Here is a 16,689-nt window from a genome sequence, read left to right on the forward strand (position 1 = left end):
GGCACCATTTGGGCAGTGTCAAGCAAGCATTTCGGAAGTGGACCGGAAGAAAAATGACCACCGGTATGGAAAGTTGGTAGGAATGGTCAGCGGTGAGAGCCGTTGGGAGAAGCGGGAACGCATCCGCACCCACCTCCTCGACCTGGTCGAGGAGACCGGGCCCGGCCGCCCCCTCCCGGGCGAACGCCAGCTGTGCGAGGAGCTCGGGGTCTCCCGCCCCACCCTGCGCGCGGTGGTCGACGACTTCGTCCGTGACGGTCTGCTGGTGCGGGAGCACGGACGCGGTGTCTTCGTCGCCCGTGCCAAGGTCGCCCAACACCTCAGCGGCACCGCCCCCGGGCAGGCACCGGGCCTGGGCGTCGGCGGTGTGGACGGCACCTGGGCCAGCCGCACCCTGGACTTCAAGACCGTCGCCGCCGGACCCCGGATCGGCCGCCGGCTGAGCATCGCGCCCAGCGAGGAGATCCTGCGGATCATCCGGCTGCGCACGGTGGACGGTGACCCGATGTGTGTGGAGACCCTGCACGTGCCGCACGCGCTGGTCCCCGGACTGACCGCCCGCGACCTGGAGACCGACTCCTTCTACCGCCTGCTGGGCCGGCGGTACGAGATCCTGCTGACCGACGCCGCACAGAGCATCGAACCGACCGTGGTCGACGAGTGGGAGGCCGAACTCCTCGGCGTCTCCGTGCACACCCCCGCCCTGCTCTTCGAACGGGCGGCCAGGGACGCGCAGAACCGCGTCGTCGAGTTCACCCGCTCCGTCTACCGAGGCGACCGCTACCGCATCTTCACCAGGCTGTCGCTGGCGGCCCAGCCCGACGGCGGACGCGTCGTCGACGGCTCCTGGTCGGCGGCCACCACCGTCCCCGGCGCCGACACCCTGGTCTTCGACCCCTACTGGAGCAACTAGCCACCCCTTCCCACCAGTTCACCGCGCCGGTCGTCGTCCGGCCGACGCGGCGATCCCGCACGCCCTCCCAGCCCGAAAGACACGCCCCTCCCCACCCGAAAGGACCGCTCATGTTCCGCCATGCCCTTACCGTGAGCGGCGTCGTGGCCTGCACGGTCACCACGCTGCTCGCCTGTACGGCCTCGGTCCCGGCCGGCGCCGCTCCTTCCGCCACCTCGGGCGTCCAGCTCCAGACCTGGCTCTACCCCGGATCGACCGGTGACTCCACCTGCACCGCCAAGAGCGAGTACGCCGACAACAGGGTGAAGAACGGCGCCCTCAACCCCGAGTACTGGTCGGTCCAGAGCAACGGCTCGGTGAAACTGGAGACCACCGCCGACGGCAGCTGCAACACCTACAGCGCGGCCAACGTCGCCGACCTCAAGGCGCACTCGGCGTACCAGTACCCGACGCTCTCCGGCATGACCACCGCCGATGTGCACGCCCTGGTCAGCACCAACAGCACCCGTACGGCGGCCGTCTCCAAGGTCACCTCCCTCGTCGGCGACGCCGGGCTCAGCGGTGTCGACGTCGACCTGGAGGACTACTGGTCCTGGAGCACCGCCGACTTCACCAACTACAAGACGTTTCTGAAGCAGTTGGCCACCGCCCTGCACGCCAAGGGCAAGCGCCTCCAGGTCGACGCACCGGCGATGACCGAGGACGCCTCGTTCTACGACTACGCGGCCGTGGCCGCCACCGGCGCCGACGACGTGGTGATCATGGCGTACGACGAGGAGTTCGACACCGCCGCCGGCGCCCGCTGCCTGCCCATCAGCCCCTACGACTGGCTGAAGAAGGTCACCCAGTACGCGCAGAGCAAGATCCCCGACCCGAGCCGCCTGATCATCGGCGTGCCCTCCTACGGCTACAGCGCGCCCGACCCGTGCGACCTCAACTCCGTGACGGGCAACATCCAGTTCAGCGACATGAAGAAGAGCCCCGGCTTCTCCTCCAACCCGGCCACCATAGAAAGCCGCCGCGACGCCTCCTCGGGCGAGATCCGCTGGGTCTCCGGCGGCGTCCTCTACGACTACGTCGACAGCGTCGCCATGGACCGCAAGCTCGCGGTCCTCAAGGGCCTCGGCGTCACCAAGGTCTCGGTGTGGTCGCTGGGCGGCGGGAACCCCTGGTTCTCCAACTGATTCACCTGATCCAGCTGATTCACCTGATCCGCTCAAGGCACTGGTGCGGCGGGCACCCTCAGGTGTCCGCCGCATCAACGCCCCCTACTTCGCCGGCGTGTTGAGCACATGGTCGCGAGAGGCGGCGACCTCGGCACGCAACTCGGGAAGGTTCACGTCGAGCACCTGACCGTCCCACTTACGGGGCTGTCCGTCGACGAACACGGCGGTGATGTTGCGGGCATCGGAGCCCAACACCAGTGTCCCGATCGGGTCGTTGAGCGGCATGTTGTTGAGGTCCTCGGCCTGTACGACCAGCAGGTCCGCCTTCTTGCCGACGGTGAGGGAGCCGGTGACATCGCCGAGGCCGTTGGTCCGGGCGCCCTGGAGAGTGGCGAAGTCGAGGACGTCGTGCGCGGTGATGCGCGAGGGCTCGCCGCCGGTGCCGTAGGCGGCGTTGACCGCGCGCATCCGCTGGATGGCGAGCAGGGCCCGCATCTGGGTGAACAGGTCGCTGGCGAGGGCGACTTCGACGTCGATGCTCAGCCCGGGCCGGATGCCGACGGCGAGCGCCTCGTCCACGGCGGGGATCGCCGTCTCCAGGCCGATCTGCGCGTCGGAGGTGGGGGCCAGCGCGACCGTCGTACCGGACTCCCCCATCGCCTTCCACGCCTCGGTGGTCAGACCCGTGGCGTGGATCAGGGTGACGTCGGGTCCGAGGATGCCGTGCTTCGCCCAGGACAGCACGGCCTCCGACCCGGAGGCGCCGAAGACCGCGTCGACGCTGACACCGATGCCCAAGTCGGCTGCGGTACGCGCGAGTTCGGGGCCGTAGGCGAGGGCGGGCCCGGCGATCTCGTCGGTGGCCAGGGTCGCCAGGCGGAGGGTGAGGAGCTGGTCGTCGCTGCTGAAGTACTGGTCCTTGAGGCGGTTCAGGTCGGCCGGCCACTGGCGGTCCCAGTCGCCGAAGTGCGGGCCCATGGAGGCGTGGACGCCACGGATGCCGGTGTCGCGGAGCGCCTCGATCGCCGCGTCGGAGTGTTCGCGGGTACGGGAGTTGTGCGAGAAGTCGAGCATCGTGGTGATGCCGCTGTCGAGCGCGGTGAGCGCCGCGAGTCTGGTGCCGGTGTACATGTCCTCGGGCCGGTAGACGGTGGCGTACCCAGCGAGCGTGGCCATCACGTATCCGCCGAGGTCGTCGACGTCTGGCATGATCCGGCGCAACTGGGCCTCCCAGGCGTGCCGGTGGGTGTCGACGAGACCGGGCGCCAGGATGGTTCCCGAGGCGTCGACGACCACCGCGCCCTCCGCCGCCAGGTCCGGGCCGATCGCGGCGATCGAGTCGCCCTCGACGAGCAAGTCGCCCAGCAGGATGCCCAGTTCGGGGTCCATCGTGACGATGGTGGCGCCGGTGAACAGGATGCGGCGACCCGGATCGGCGGACTGGCGGCGGAGTTGGCCGAGAAGACCGGCGCTGGTGGTGTCGTTGGCGTTCATGAGAGCCCCTTTTCGGGTGACGTCGGATGACATCCGGTGATGTCAGGTGACGCCGGGTGCTGTGTGGTGACGTGTGGTGCAAGACTCGATCCGCGTCCGCGCGGCAACCAGGCCGCCGTTTCCCCAGGTGCGGCACACCCAGGACGGCCTGGGCCGCTCAGCGCCGCCCCAGCCGGATCTCCTCCACGCCGAGCACTTCCTGGCCCGCCCTCTGGACGATGTGGAGGACGGCGGCCGCGACGGCTGTCAGTTCGAGGCCGTCCAAGGCCGTACCGGCTTACGCGCGGTACAGGACGAGGTGCTCGTGGAAGAGCACGCCGTCCCGGACGTCACCGGTGGCGGTGAAGCCGGTGTCGTCGACGTAGTCGATGTGGTCGCCGGTGACGGTGTAGCTGCCGGTGTAGGCGCTCGGCCGGTTCCCGCGGGCCTCGTCGTAGCGGCCGTTCGGGAGGAGTTCCTGCCGGATGTGTCCGTCGGCGGTCACCCACATGCCGACGAAGGGGTGCGGTGCTGCGTTCCTGTTCATGGCTCCACCGTCGCGTTCCCGCGCGGGGGTAACCAGGCCACACCTCTCCTGGGTGTCCGGCACCCACCTTCAGGTCTTCAGGAGGCTTTCTCCGAGGTGGGCAGGACCGGTCCAACGGCGGCGTCGAAGGCGTGGGTCACTTCGGGGGCGGTGCCGGGCAGGAGCAGGGCGCGGGCGCGGTCCTCGAAGCCCCGGTCGGTGGTGGTGAGCCGGTTGTGGTGCTGGGCGAGGTGTTCGGCCCAGGAGCCGACGAGGTAGTTCTCGATGAACCGGCCGGGTTCGTTGCCGTCCTGGAAGAGGCCCCAGGTGATGGCGCCGGTCCGGCGTCGGGAGCGGGCCACGTTGTCCATGGCCTCGATGAACGCGGCTCTGTCGTCCGGCGCGACGCGGTACACGACGGAGACCAGCACCGGGCCGTCGGAGGGGCCGGGCACGAAGACCAGCGGCGGGGTCGGCCAGTGGTCGGAGAGGGTGGGATCGATGCCCTCCGTGCCGTAGAGCCGCCATCGGTAGAGGCTGAGCGCGCTGAGCAGCATGGTGGCGGCGCCGATGAGGAGGGCCGTGGTCAGGCCCAGCCCTTGCACGAGGGCGCCCCATACAGGGGCGGCGACGGCCTGGCCGCCCTGGAAGACCAGCAGGTAGACGGCGAGTCCGCGGGCCCGGACCCAGCCGGGGAGGCGGGTCTGCATCGCCGCGTTGAGGGTGGACAGGACGCCGATCCAGGCCACTCCGGCGGGCAGCAGCGCGAGGACCGCGACCCAGGTGACGTGCACGGTGGCGAGGACCAGCAGGACGAGGGCGAACATGAGGGCGCCGGCCGCCAAGATGCCGTTGATACCCAGGTGTTGGCGCAGCCACGGCAGTGCGAACGCGCCCGCCACCGCGCCGGCACCGACCGCGCCGAGCAGCAGGCCGTAGCCGCCCGACCCCAGTCCGAGCGAGTCGGCGGCGATCAGCGGGAGCAGAGACCACAGGGCCGCCGCGCCGGGGATGAACAGGGCGGTGCGCAGCAGGACGCGGCGGATGCCTGGAGCGTTCCAGACGTAGCGGCGGCCCGCGTACAGGGCGGTCAGGAGCCGTTCCCGTTCGGCGGCCGGGACGGTGGTCTTCGGGCGGTGCCACAGCACCAGTACGGCGGCGATCCCGAGAAATGACACCGCGTTGAAGCCGAAGACCCAGCCCGCGCCCGCCGCCGCGACCACGACACCGCCGAGCGCCGGGCCGACCGCACGGGCGAGGTTCATGTTCACCGCGCCCAGCGCGGACGCCTGCCCCAGCTGCTCCCGCTCCACCAGCTCCGGCTGGATGGCCTGCCACGACGGCCCCATCAGGGCGGTCCCGCAGCCGAGGAGGAAGGTGAGGGCCAGCAGGGGTACGGCGGACAGCGCGTCCGCGAAGGCCAGCACGGTCAGCACTGTCGACACGGCGAACATCGCGACCTGCGCCACGAGCAGCAGCCCGCGCCGGTCGAACCGGTCCGCCAGCACACCCGAGGGCAGGGCCAGCAGCACGATCGGCAGACTGGACGCCGTCTGGACCAGGGTCACCATGGTCGCCCCGTGCCCGAGCAGCAGCCACTGCGCGCCGACCGTCTGCATCCAGGTGCCGATGTTCGACACGAACTGGGCGATCCACAGCGCCCGGAACACCGGCCGGCTCAACGGCGCCCAGGCCGACGCGGACCGCGCGGTCTTCCCCGTCGTCGTACTCGCGGTCATGCTGCGGCTCCCGGGGCGAAGTGGGCGGTCGAGAAAGAAAGTACGGCAGCTCGGTGCGGGGCAGGCCACCAAGCTGCCGTAAAACCGGGCCCGTCGTGGGACCGGTCCAAAGGCCGGTCAGAAGCAGCCGTCCAGCGGGTCGAGGGCGCCGCCGGCCTGGTGCGGGACGCGGTCGAGATCGCCGCGCCGCGCACGCCAGGCGCGCTGCTCCTCGGAGTCCGCGGCGGCCTCGGTGAAGGCGCGGGCCTGCCGTGCGCCGGGTACCTCCGACGCGGCTTGGAAGCCGCCGAAGCGGGCGACCGGACTCCAGGCCGGGCTGATCTCCGGGAGCGGGGCGGAGATGTTCTCGTAGTCACCGACCGCGTGCACGATCTTGCCGCCGGCCACGGTGAGCACGGCCTCGATACGGTCGATGTCCTCGTCGGCGACGGAGAAGTAGTCGGCGGACAGGACGGCCAGGTCGCCGTACTTGCCCTCGGTGATGGTGCCCTTCACGTCGGCTTCGCCGGTGAGCTGGGCGCCCGCGCTGGTGTACATCTCCAGTGCGGTGGAACGGTCCACGCGGTTCTCGGCCGGGTAGAGGAGGGTGTCGCCGACGGTACGGCCGGTGACCAGCCAGGACAGGGACAACCACGGGTTGTAGCTGGAGACGCGGGTGGCGTCGGTGCCGGCGGCGACCAGCAGGCCGGTGTCGCGCATGGCGCGGATCGGGGGCGCGGTCGCGGCGCGCTCGGCGCCGTAGCGGTCGATGAAGGCCTTGCCCTGGAACATCATGCGGTTCTGGACGGAGACGGCGCCGCCGAGGGCCTTGATCCGGTCCAGACTGCTCTGGCTGACGGTCTCGGCGTGGTCGAACAACCACCGTGTCCCGTCCGGGAATGCGCCGTCCGCGGCGATCTTCTCGAAGACGTCGAGGTCCTGGCGGATGGTCTCGTCGTAGGTGGCGTGGAGCCGGAAACCCCAGCCGTTGTCGAGCAGCAGCCGGGCCGCCACCTCCAGGTCCTGGCTTGCGCGGGCGGTGAGTCGGGGGCGTGGCTCGGCGAAGTTCTCGAAGTCGGCCGGGGACCAGGCGAGGTTCTCGCCGGCGCCGTTGCAGCGCAGCCACGCGTCTCCGTCGCCGGGGCTGACCATGCCGATCCAGCGGCGCAGGTCGTCGAGTTCCTGCCCGGCGGTCTGCGGGAAGAGGTGGTAGGCGATACGGACGGTCAGCTCGCCGCGCTCCGCCAGTTCGGTGACGGCCGCGTAGTTGTCGGGGAAGTTCTGGAAGCCGCCGGCGGCGTCGATGGCACTGGTGATGCCGAAGCGGTTCAGCTCACGCAAGTAGTGCCGGGTGGAGCCGAGTTGGTCCTCCGGGGCGAGGATCGGTCCCTTGGCGAGGGTGGAGTAGAGCAGCCCGGCGGCGGGCGCGGCGAGCAGCACACCGGTGGGGTCGCCCGCGAAATCGCGGACGATCTCGCCGCCGGGCGGATTCGGGGAGTCACGCGTGAAGCCGACGGCCTCCAGCGCGGCCCGGTTGAGGATCGCCGACTGGTACAAGTGCAGGACGAACACAGGGGTGTCGGGGGCGGCGGCGTTCAACTCGGACACGGTCGGCAGCCGCTTCTCCGCGAACTGCTCCCCGGTCCAGCCACCAACCACCCGTAGCCACTGCCCTGTTGGCGTCCGCTCGGCCTGCTCCCGCAGCATCCGCAGCGCTGTGCGCAGCGACCGTACGCCGTCCCAGCGCAGTTCGAGCAGATAGTTCAACCCGCCCCGGATGACGTGCAGATGGGAGTCGTTGAGCCCGGGGATCACCCGTCGGCCGAGCGCGTCGACGACCCGGGTGGCGGGGCCGATGTGCGGGGCGACGGTCGCGTCGTCCCCCACGGCGGTGAAGACACCGTCGGTGATCGCCACGGCGGACGCGGCCGGGCGGGCGGGGTCGCCGGTGTGGATGCGGGCGTTGCGGACGACGAGCTGGGCAGGGTGCTGGACCCCGCCGTAGGGGCGTATGCCACCCACGGGCATGGTGCCCGCGGGCATGGCGCTGCTGGACATGGAGGCTCCTTGGAGCAGGAGAGGTGGGGCGGGGCGGGGATCGGTCGTCCGGCGACATCCCCGACGCTAGGTCTGCGACAATGGATCGGTCCAACACATGGTTCTGCTCGAATCATTCGCCATCACAGATCACGGACCAGAGGCAAGAACGGCGAGAGGCGAGAAAAGAGAGGGAGGCGGCAATGGATCTGCGCCACCTGAAGTACTTCCTCGCCGTCGCCGAGACCCGCAACTTCACGCAGGCGGCGGCCAGTTGCTATGTCGCGCAGTCCGCCCTGAGCCAGCAGATCGCCCGGCTGGAGAAGGACGTGGGCGCCCGGTTGTTCAGCCGCACCAGCCGTTCCGTACGGCTGACGGCGGCCGGGGAGCTCCTCGAACCGCTGGCCCGCCGCATCCTCGCCGACGTCGACACCGCCCGGGCCGCGCTCGACGCCCTGTCCGGACTGCGGCGCGGGCGGCTGCGCCTCGGCCTCGTCCAGACGCGGGCCTCCTCGGTCGACCTGGTCGAGGTGATGGCCGACTACCACGCCCGCTACCCCGGCATCGACCTCCATGTGACCAACGCGCCCAGCGCGGAGATGGCCGCCTCGGTCCTGGCCGGTGACCTCGACATAGCGATCGTCGGCCTCGGCCCGCGCCAGATCCCGGACGGGCTCGACCACCAGGTCCTGGCGGCCGACCCCCTCGTCCTGATCGTGCCCGCCGACCACGCGCTGGCCGACCGCGGGACCGTCGACCTGGCCGATCTGCCGGAGAGCCACCAGCTCATCCAGTTCACCCGGGGCAGCGGCCTGCGCCGTCAGGTGGAGGCCGCGTTCGCCCGCGCCGGAGTGGAACCCGGCCAGCACTTCCAGGTCGGCCAGATACAGGACATGATCCGGCTGGCGGCACGGGGCATCGGCGTGACGGTCGTACCGCGCTCGTCCGTGCTCGACGACTCCGCGCCGGGCGCGAGTCTCCGGGACGTCCTGCCGTACGGCGCCCGCGCACTGCGTATCGCGGACGAGGCGGCGGTGCACACCATCTGCGCGGTCCACGACAGCAAGCGGCTGGCGCCGGCCGCGGCGGCGTTCCTCGAAGTGGTGGAACGGCACGCGATCAGGGACTGAACGGGTCCGGGCGATCACGCGACCGGAGACCGGCGGGGCCGGGCGATCGATCGCTGTTGCCGATCGCTGTGCCCGTATCCATATGTTGGACGTGACGCTCCCATGGCGCGACGCTCGGAGGAGGAAGCCGGGAGACCGGGAGTCCGCCAGCGAATGGGAGCAATGCCATGTCTGCCGTACTGCGGGACGCGTGGACCACGGTCGTCCCCGACATGGAGGGCCGGCACGGCCCGCTCCCTCCCCTGATGCTCGCGCTCACGGTGGTGACCGGGCTAGTGGACGCCTTCAGCTATCTCGTCCTGGGCCATGTCTTCGTCGCCAACATGACCGGCAACGTCGTCTTCTCCGGTTTCGCGATCGCCGGCGCGGCGGGCTTCTCCCTGGCCGCCTCCCTCGCGGCACTGGCCGCGTTCGCCGCGGGCGCCCTGCTCGGCGGACGGCTCGCGCACGGGGCCGGCGCCCACCGGGGACGGGTCCTGCACCTGGCGCTGCTGCTGGAGACGACCCTGGTCCTGGCCGCGTACGTCGTCGCCCAGGTCGCCGACACCGCGCACGTGGGCACAGCCGTGCAGTACACCCTGATCGCGCTCCTCGGCCTGGCGATGGGCGTGCAGAACGCCACCGCCCGCGCCCTGGCCGTACCCGACCTGACCACGACCGTACTGACGCTCACCATCACCGGAGTCGCCGCGGACAGCCGCCTCGCGGGCGGCAAGGGCAGCAAGGTCGGCCGCCGGCTGCTCTCCGCCGCGGCGATGTTCGCGGGCGGCCTGGCCGGTGCCGTCGCGGTCGAGCACGGCGGCCGGGCCCTGCCCCTGCTGTTCGCCGCGGTGCTCCTGGTGGCGGCCTCCGCCACGGCGTTCGTACTGACCCGCTCCGACGCCTCGTGGACGAAGCCGCTGTGAACGACGCGTCCGCGGACCCCGCATGGCGGCGCACGCTGCACTCCGCGCTCCTCGAACTGGCCCTGACCGCACTGATGTTGTTCGTCGTGGCCACCACGGTCCGCTGGCTGCTGGGCACCGTCGACCCGGCGTCCGGCGGCTGGTGGAACACCCCGGAGGCCAGACTGCTCGCGGTGGCCCCCCTCTCCGGCTACACGGTCACCGTCGTCATGCTCTCCCCCTGGGGCAAGGTGACCGGCGGCCACATCAACCCGGCGATCACCCTCGCGATGTGGCGCTACGGCCGTACGCCGGGCCGCGATGTCGCGCCGTTCATCGCCGGTCAACTGACCGGATCGCTGCTCGGCGTCGCGGCCGGACGGCTGGTCTGGGGCCCGGTGTTCGCCTCCCCGGCCGTGGACTTCGCCGTCATCAGGCCCGCTCCCGGCTGGAGTTGGGCCTCCGTCGCCCTGATCGAGACCGCCACGATGTTCGTCATCGTCGCCGTCGCCGGAATCGGCGTCTCCAGCCGCCGGCTCGGCCCCTTCACCCCCTGGGCGGTCGGCACGATGATCGCCGCCCAGATCATCGCCTTCGGCACCCTGTCGGGCGGAATCGCCAACCCGGCACGGGAGTTCGGGCCGGCGGTGTTCGCCGGCGCCCCTTCCCTCCTGCCCGTGTATCTGCTCGCCCCGCCGCTCGGGGCGCTCGCGGCGACCGTCGTGATCAACCGGATCAACCGTCTCAGCGCCACGGAACAGTCCGGGCGGCGGTTCAGCCCGTGCGGATGATCTTCAAGGTGGGCGGCAGTACGTCGTCACCGACCGTCCTCACGGTGGACGGCACCCGAAGGATCCGTAGAGAGGGCACATCCTTCAGCGAACTGACGTCCACCTCCGGGAGCGGGGTTTCCAGTGTCAGCTCGACGAGACGGGGGAACTCGTCGAGCCAGTCCCAGGAACAGCGCATGTCCGCCGCGATGCACAGGCCCACCAGGCGGTCCGGTACACAGTGGCTCCGCATTTCCTCGACACCGAGCGGCGACGTGATCCGCAAGTAGGATCTGCCGCCGAAACGGCGCAGGGTTCGCAGTTCCCGGCTGCTCGAGACGACGAAGTAGAGGCAGTCGTCCTCGTTCAGATCCGCGATGACCTCCTCGGCGTAGCGATCGGTGTCGAACCGGGCCCAGGCAAGGGCGAGTTCGGCACGTACCCGCTTCTCCTCCGCGGCCCGGAACCGCGTCAGTACCGGGATGGCGGCATCGGTTCCGATCCGGACTGCCGCGAGAACGGTGAAGTACGCCTCGTCGGACGTCAGTCCCTCGGGCCCCGGCAGGAGTTCGAGTACCACCGGACCGACGTCCGCGAGCGCGCGTGCCTGGTCCACCGAGCGCGGCGGGATGAGTCTCTCGGCACGGCGCTGGACTTCGGTCCGCACCTCGGGGTCGAGTTCGGTGGCATCGTCCAGGCAGGCCGCGGCGAGCAGATGGAGCCGGTAGCGGGTGTCCTTGGAGGAGTCACCGCGTTCGATCAGCCCGGTGAGCAGCCGCGTCCGCTCCGCGGGGCGCGCGTGCGCGACGGCCATGCGGACAACGTCCTCCCACTGGTCGAGATGGGCGTTCCCGCCGAGGAAGTCGAAGTCGAGACTCTCCACGGCGGCCCTGGCACCGAGGTAGTCCTGAAAGGTCCGGTGGATGAACTGCAGGGTGCCCTCGACCGGTTCGATGAGCAGCCCGCTGCGGACCAGCAGGTGATGGTAGATCTGTTTCGCCGTGCCCTGCTCGGCGACGCGGGGCATCGACGTCAGCGCCTGGGACAGGAGATCCACGACGTCCTTCGCGTCCATCTCCGAACGGCCGTTGCGGATCAGCCAGTACGCGAGTTTCTGGATCAGCTGTACCTGGTGTGTCTCACCGATCCGCATGTCGCCCGTCTTGTAGATACCGCGCTCACGGTCTCTCCGTGACAGCAGCATCGACAGGGCCGCGTCGTAGAGTTCCTTGCGTCCGTCGGGCAGATAGCCCCTGCGGTCACGGTGGAGCGCGCAGATGAGTGCGCACATGAGCGGGTTCGTCGCCAGCCGGTCGAGTTCCTGTTTGGCTCTGACGGCGTAGAGGAGTTCCTTTCCGTAGGCGTCGGCACTGCCGGCCGCCTTGTGCCAGCGTTTGATGAAGGCGGCGACGTCGTCACGGCTCACGGGCGCCAGGTCCAGTTCCGTGAACTTCTCGCCCGCCAGCCAGTTCTCCTGCACCGCCGAGGGACGCGACGTGACGAGCCAGTGGTTCCTCGGGTACGAACCGACAAGATCCCGCAGCCAGTTGCGGGCCTCCTCGCGTTCCCCCTCGGGCATCTCGTCGATTCCGTCGATGAGCATGAGGCCGCGCCCGGCGGTCAGCACCCGGTCGTACCAGCCCGTGGGCTGGGCGTGCGCGATCGGGCACCCCACCGCCGAGAGGAACTCGTCCGGGGCCGGCAGTCGCGCTCCGGCGCGCGTCAGGGAACGCATGGGCAGCACGAACGGCACCAGTCCGTGCAGGTACAGGAGATGCTCGTCGACGTCGCTGCGGGCGGCGCTCACCGCCAGCCACTGCACAAGGGTGGTCTTCCCCGATCCCGCGACTCCCCGCAGAAGGACCCGGGCGCGCCCGGCCAGGACGTGTTCCGCCGGCATCGTCAGCGGCATCTTGCCCCCGGCCGCGGTCCCGGTGGCCTCCAGGCTCAGGTAGGCGGCGTCCAGCGGCCACGCCGCCGAGGCCGTGGCCAGATCGAGGCCGAAGATGGTCAACTTGCCGTGCTTGGTGGAGATGTAGCTCGCATAGCGCGCCTCGAAGCCACCGTCCGCCGGTGACGGCGTGCGCATGATCAAGGTGTCGATCTTCGACGACAGCTCCTCGATCCGGCGGCTCTGCTCGACGAGGGTGCGGGGCACGAAGGTCGACCTCGTGGTGAAGAAATGCAGGATGTGCAGGCAGGCGGTGTCCACCACCTGCGCGTGCAGCAGCACCGCGTCACTCGAAAGTCCGATCGTGGCGGCCGGGTTGCTCGACCGGAGGCTCCGCGACAACTCCAGATGGCCGAGCTGTACGGCTTGGACGTCGTCCATGTCGATGTGCTCCATGAAGCACAGCGAGTGGGTGACGGCGTTCACCACGGCACGTTTCTCGAAGCTGGGAAGCCGTTCCGAGACACCGGTCGACAGCGCCGCGCGCTCGACCAACTCCTCGGCGATCTTGCGGAGTTCGACATCCGTGAGGGTCCGCGTCTCCCCGCGGAACGACACCAGGCTGGAGACGCGAACAGGTCTGTCGACCAACCCCGCCCCGGGCCCGTCCGTACGGAACAGCTTCTTCACCAGTGGGCCGACGACACTCGATGCGAGACGGGCCCCGACACTCATGGCTTCCATGACCGCATCAGCGTAGAACTCCCTTGAGGCGCAGGGCAGTTCAACCGATCACAATGCCTTGAATGATCACCCGGGCGATCAGAGGGCGTCAAACTGTGCCGTCACTCCGACAGAGCGTCGGACAGAGCGACCGAAGGAGATCGCGCCGACTCCGCTTCACCACGCCGGGAGAGTGGGCATGGTGATGCCGTGAACGACGACGACACGACCGCACCGGCCCCGCGACCGAGCTCCGAGGAGAACCGGCACGCCAGCTGGCTGGAACTGTTCTTCGACCTGGTCGCCGTGGCGGGTGTGGCGCAGATCGCGCACCTGCTGCACGGTGTCCCGGACCTGGCGGACCTGGGCCTGTACGCGCTGCTGTTCCTGGCCTTCTGGACGGCCTGGATCTGCTTCACCCTGTACGCGAACGTGGCCTACGAGAACACCCACGTCCGTACGGTGCTGGCCGCGATGTTCGGCATGGCCGTGATGGCCGCGGCCGTGCCGGGGGTGCACGAGGGCGACGACCGGCACGCGCGTGTGTTCGCCCTCGCCTACGTCCTGGTCCGGGTCCTGGCGAGCCGGGCCTGGCAGCACCGTCGCCAGATCCTCGTCGACTGGCCGGCGGCGCAGATGTCGCTCGGGGTGATCCCGTGGACCGTCTCCCTCTGGGCGCACGCCCCGACGCGCTACTGGCTCTGGGCCCTCGGTATCGCCCTCGACCTGTACGTCACGTTCGCGGTCTCCGCGCGCGACATCGTCGAGCACAAGGAAGCCCGGGAGGCGCGGGAGGCCCGGCAACGCCGCGACAGCCGGCCCGCGCGGCGCGGCTCCGCAGCAGGCACGTCGCTCGCGCGGTCGCAGACGGAGCACCTCAGCGAGCGCCTCGGCCTCTTCGTCATCATCGTGCTGGGCGAGGGGGTCGCCCAGGTGGTCGAGGCCACGTCCGACGCGGAGTGGGACAAGAAGCTGTACATGCTCGCCGTGGCGGCGTTCTTCCTGCTGGCCATGGTGTGGGCGCTGTCCTTCGGGCACGGCTATGCGGGAGTACCGCATCTGGCGGCCGGGGTGCTGCCCGCGCGCGTGGCGCTGCCCCTGCACTGTTTCGTGTCCGGCTGCCTCGCCGCTCTGGCCGCCGCGCTGGGAGCCGCGGCCGAGCACCTGGAGACACTGCCGGACGCCACCCGCTGGCTGATGTGCTCGGCCCTGGCCGGGTACTTCACGCTCAGCGGACTCGCCTGGCTGGGCCGGGCCGACCGCGAACGGCGGTGGCTGCTGTCCGTGGCCCTCCCCTGCTGCGTACTGCCGCTGCTGCTGGCGGCGTTCGGCGCGCGGCTGCACACCGTGACCGTGGTCTGGCTGCTCGTCCTGATCACTCTGTGGCCGATCCTCTACGAACGGCGGTCGGCGAAGCCGTCGAAGCGGGCGGTGCGGGCCGGCACGTGAGCCGGGGGGCCGGGTTGTACCGATGGCGCGGACTCGGGCACGCTGACTTCCCCGTCGCCAGGAGAGGCGGGACGACCGGGAGGAGTCACAGGCATGATCGATTGGGTGCCTCTCAGCACCGGAGCACGGCCCGTCCCCTCGCCCGTGGCCACACCGCTGGTCTGGGCCGCGGCATCCGGTGGCGCACTGGTACTGGTGGCACTGCTCAATGCCCTGGTGGGTCCCGACCGGCCCTCGCCGGCGCTGGCCGCACTGTCCCTGCTCTCCGTCCTGCTCGGGCTGTGCGCCCGTTTCACCGCCGCCCCCGGCACCGCGCTGCTGTGCTGGCTCTTCCTCAACGGCTTCGCCGTCCGGCCCGCCGGCACGCTCACCTGGGCCGGACACCGTGACGCGCTCTGGCTAGGCTGCCTGTTCACCGCCGCCCTGGTGGGCACGGCCCTGGCCCGTCTCCTCCACGCCCGGGCCGCCTACCGCCGGGTCACCGCCGACGTCGGCGGCCCGACCTCGACAGAGACCTGACCGTGAACGGCGCGGCAGCGCGTCGGGCCATACCATCGCGCGGCCGCCCGGGGCGGCCTCCGCGGGCAGTCCACTCGGTCGGGTGACGGCCGACGGCATCATGGCCGTTCGTCGAACCGAAAAGAGACGTTTCCGGGCTTTGTGGCCAGATCCCTCCTATCGTGGAACGACACAGTGCCCCTCGGCGTCGAACAGGCAGGCCATGCAGGATCCGGAGATCGACTACGCGGCGGTCTTCCGCGCCCTGCCCGGCATGGTCGCGCTGCTCACCCCCGACCTCGTCTACGTCGACGCCAACGAGGACTTCCAGCGCCTGTCGGGACGCAAGCGCGAGGAACTGATCGGCCGCTACATCTTCGACGTCTTCCCCGAGAACCCCAGGGACCCGGCGGCGGCCGGCATGCGCGAGACCCGGGAGTCGATGCGGCGCGCGGCGACCACCGGCGAACGCGACACCATGGCCCTGCTCCGCTACGACATCGAGGACCCCCAGGGGACCGGCCGATGGGTGGAGCACTTCTGGAGCCCGGTCAACGCACCTGTCCTGGGCCAGGACGGCGAAGTGACGATGATCGTCCACCGGGTGGAGGAGGTCACCGAGTTCGTCCGGGCCTTCGGCGGCCGGCCCGACGACAAACGGGCCCGCGCGCTGGAGGCCGAGTTGTACACCCGGGCACGTGAGCTGCAACAGGTCAACGAGCGGCTGCGCACGGCACACGCCCATGAGCGCGAGGTGGCCCTGACCCTGCAGGCCGCGATGCTGCCCCCGCCGCGACCGGTCGGCCACCACCGGGCGGCCGTCCGCTACCAGCCCGCCGTGGACGCCCTGAACGTCTGCGGCGACTGGTACGACCTCGTCGACCTGCCCGACGGCGGCATGGCGGTCGCCGTCGGTGACGTCGTCGGGCACGGTCTGGCGGCCGCCTGCGCCATGGGCCAGCTGCGCAGCGCCCTGAGCGCGGCCTGCCGGGTCGCCGACGGGCCGGGCCCCGCCCTCGAGGCCCTCGGTCTGTACTCGCGTTTCGTCGAGGGCGCCGAGTCGGCCACCGCGGTGACGACGTTCATCGACTGGGACGACCACGCGATCACCTACAGCTGCGCGGGCCACCCGCCCCCGGCCCTGCTCGACCCCGACGGCACGGTGACCTTCCTCGACCAGGCCACCGACCCGCCCCTGGGCGCCCGGCCCGAGCACGTCGGCCGGGTGCAGACGAGCGTCCCCTTCGCCGACGGCGCCACCCTCGTGCTGTACACCGACGGACTGATCGAGCGTCGTACGGAGGACATCGACCGCGGGCTGGCCCGCCTCGCCGACTCCCTCGCCCACCACCGGCACACGGAACCCGAGCTGCTGGCCGACGCCCTGCTCGCCGACCTGCTCCCCGCCGAGGGCAACACCGACGACACGGCCCTGATCGTCCTGCGCCTGTGACGGCGGGCCACGCGACTGGCCTGAACCCGTCGCATGGAAGCACGCCCCGGCGGCCCTC

13 protein-coding genes are annotated in these 16,689 nt (G+C 70.6%); 8 read left to right on the plus strand and 5 right to left on the minus strand.

Features of this window, described 5'->3' with window-relative positions; all coding sequences use genetic code 11:
- Window positions 1-82: 82 nt before the first annotated feature.
- On the plus strand, window positions 83-913 hold the full coding sequence (locus OG714_RS09985; RefSeq protein WP_406119970.1) for a GntR family transcriptional regulator: 831 nt from the start codon (window positions 83-85) through the stop codon (window positions 911-913).
- Between the two features lie 110 nt (window positions 914-1,023).
- Complete coding sequence (locus tag OG714_RS09990; protein ID WP_406119971.1) at window positions 1,024-2,097, plus strand: glycosyl hydrolase family 18 protein; 1,074 nt, start codon at window positions 1,024-1,026, stop codon at window positions 2,095-2,097.
- A gap of 84 nt (window positions 2,098-2,181) precedes the next feature.
- Here the strand turns inward: OG714_RS09990 and OG714_RS09995 are convergent, their stop codons facing one another.
- From OG714_RS09995 to OG714_RS10010, 4 genes are all read right to left on the minus strand, one after another.
- On the minus strand, window positions 2,182-3,573 hold the full coding sequence (locus tag OG714_RS09995; protein ID WP_406119972.1) for an amidohydrolase family protein: 1,392 nt from the start codon (window positions 3,571-3,573) through the stop codon (window positions 2,182-2,184).
- A gap of 277 nt (window positions 3,574-3,850) precedes the next feature.
- Entirely contained in the window at window positions 3,851-4,099 is a 249-nt protein-coding gene (locus OG714_RS10000) for an Atu4866 domain-containing protein (protein WP_406119973.1), read from the minus strand.
- Window positions 4,100-4,176: 77 nt separating this feature from the next.
- Entirely contained in the window at window positions 4,177-5,817 is a 1,641-nt protein-coding gene (locus tag OG714_RS10005) for an MFS transporter (RefSeq protein ID WP_406119974.1), read from the minus strand.
- Window positions 5,818-5,934: 117 nt separating this feature from the next.
- On the minus strand, window positions 5,935-7,854 hold the full coding sequence (locus OG714_RS10010; protein WP_406119975.1) for an amidohydrolase: 1,920 nt from the start codon (window positions 7,852-7,854) through the stop codon (window positions 5,935-5,937).
- 182 nt (window positions 7,855-8,036) lie between these two features.
- Between OG714_RS10010 and OG714_RS10015 the strand changes: the two genes are divergently transcribed.
- The 3 genes from OG714_RS10015 to OG714_RS10025 all read left to right on the plus strand — a co-directional run bounded on the left by OG714_RS10015 (window position 8,037) and on the right by OG714_RS10025 (window position 10,638).
- The gene (locus OG714_RS10015) at window positions 8,037-8,963 is read left to right on the plus strand and encodes a LysR family transcriptional regulator (RefSeq protein ID WP_406119976.1); all 927 of its coding nucleotides are present in this window, start codon (window positions 8,037-8,039) and stop codon (window positions 8,961-8,963) included.
- A 167-nt stretch (window positions 8,964-9,130) separates the two neighbouring features.
- Window positions 9,131-9,868 (plus strand): YoaK family protein, encoded by a 738-nt coding sequence (locus tag OG714_RS10020; RefSeq protein WP_406119977.1) that lies wholly within the window; start codon window positions 9,131-9,133, stop codon window positions 9,866-9,868.
- Complete coding sequence (locus tag OG714_RS10025; RefSeq protein ID WP_406119978.1) at window positions 9,865-10,638, plus strand: MIP/aquaporin family protein; 774 nt, start codon at window positions 9,865-9,867, stop codon at window positions 10,636-10,638. Before OG714_RS10020 ends, OG714_RS10025 begins: the two co-directional genes overlap by 4 nt.
- Here OG714_RS10025 and OG714_RS10030 read toward each other — a convergent pair.
- Window positions 10,622-13,252 (minus strand): NACHT domain-containing protein, encoded by a 2,631-nt coding sequence (locus OG714_RS10030; RefSeq protein WP_406119979.1) that lies wholly within the window; start codon window positions 13,250-13,252, stop codon window positions 10,622-10,624. The genes OG714_RS10025 and OG714_RS10030 overlap by 17 nt on opposite strands.
- A 189-nt stretch (window positions 13,253-13,441) precedes the next feature.
- Between OG714_RS10030 and OG714_RS10035 the strand changes: the two genes are divergently transcribed.
- From OG714_RS10035 to OG714_RS10045, 3 genes are all read left to right on the plus strand, one after another.
- Window positions 13,442-14,680 carry a low temperature requirement protein A gene (locus OG714_RS10035; protein ID WP_406119980.1) on the plus strand — a complete coding sequence of 413 codons (1,239 nt, stop codon included), beginning with the start codon at window positions 13,442-13,444 and terminating at the stop codon, window positions 14,678-14,680.
- A gap of 93 nt (window positions 14,681-14,773) precedes the next feature.
- Window positions 14,774-15,199: a hypothetical protein gene (locus tag OG714_RS10040; RefSeq protein WP_406119981.1), complete on the plus strand. Its 426-nt coding sequence runs from the start codon at window positions 14,774-14,776 to the stop codon at window positions 15,197-15,199.
- A gap of 202 nt (window positions 15,200-15,401) precedes the next feature.
- Window positions 15,402-16,631: a PP2C family protein-serine/threonine phosphatase gene (locus OG714_RS10045; protein ID WP_406119982.1), complete on the plus strand. Its 1,230-nt coding sequence runs from the start codon at window positions 15,402-15,404 to the stop codon at window positions 16,629-16,631.
- Window positions 16,632-16,689 lie beyond the last annotated feature (58 nt).

It is taken from the genome of Streptomyces sp. NBC_00989, from assembly GCF_045162655.1.
Classification (GTDB): domain Bacteria; phylum Actinomycetota; class Actinomycetes; order Streptomycetales; family Streptomycetaceae; genus Streptomyces.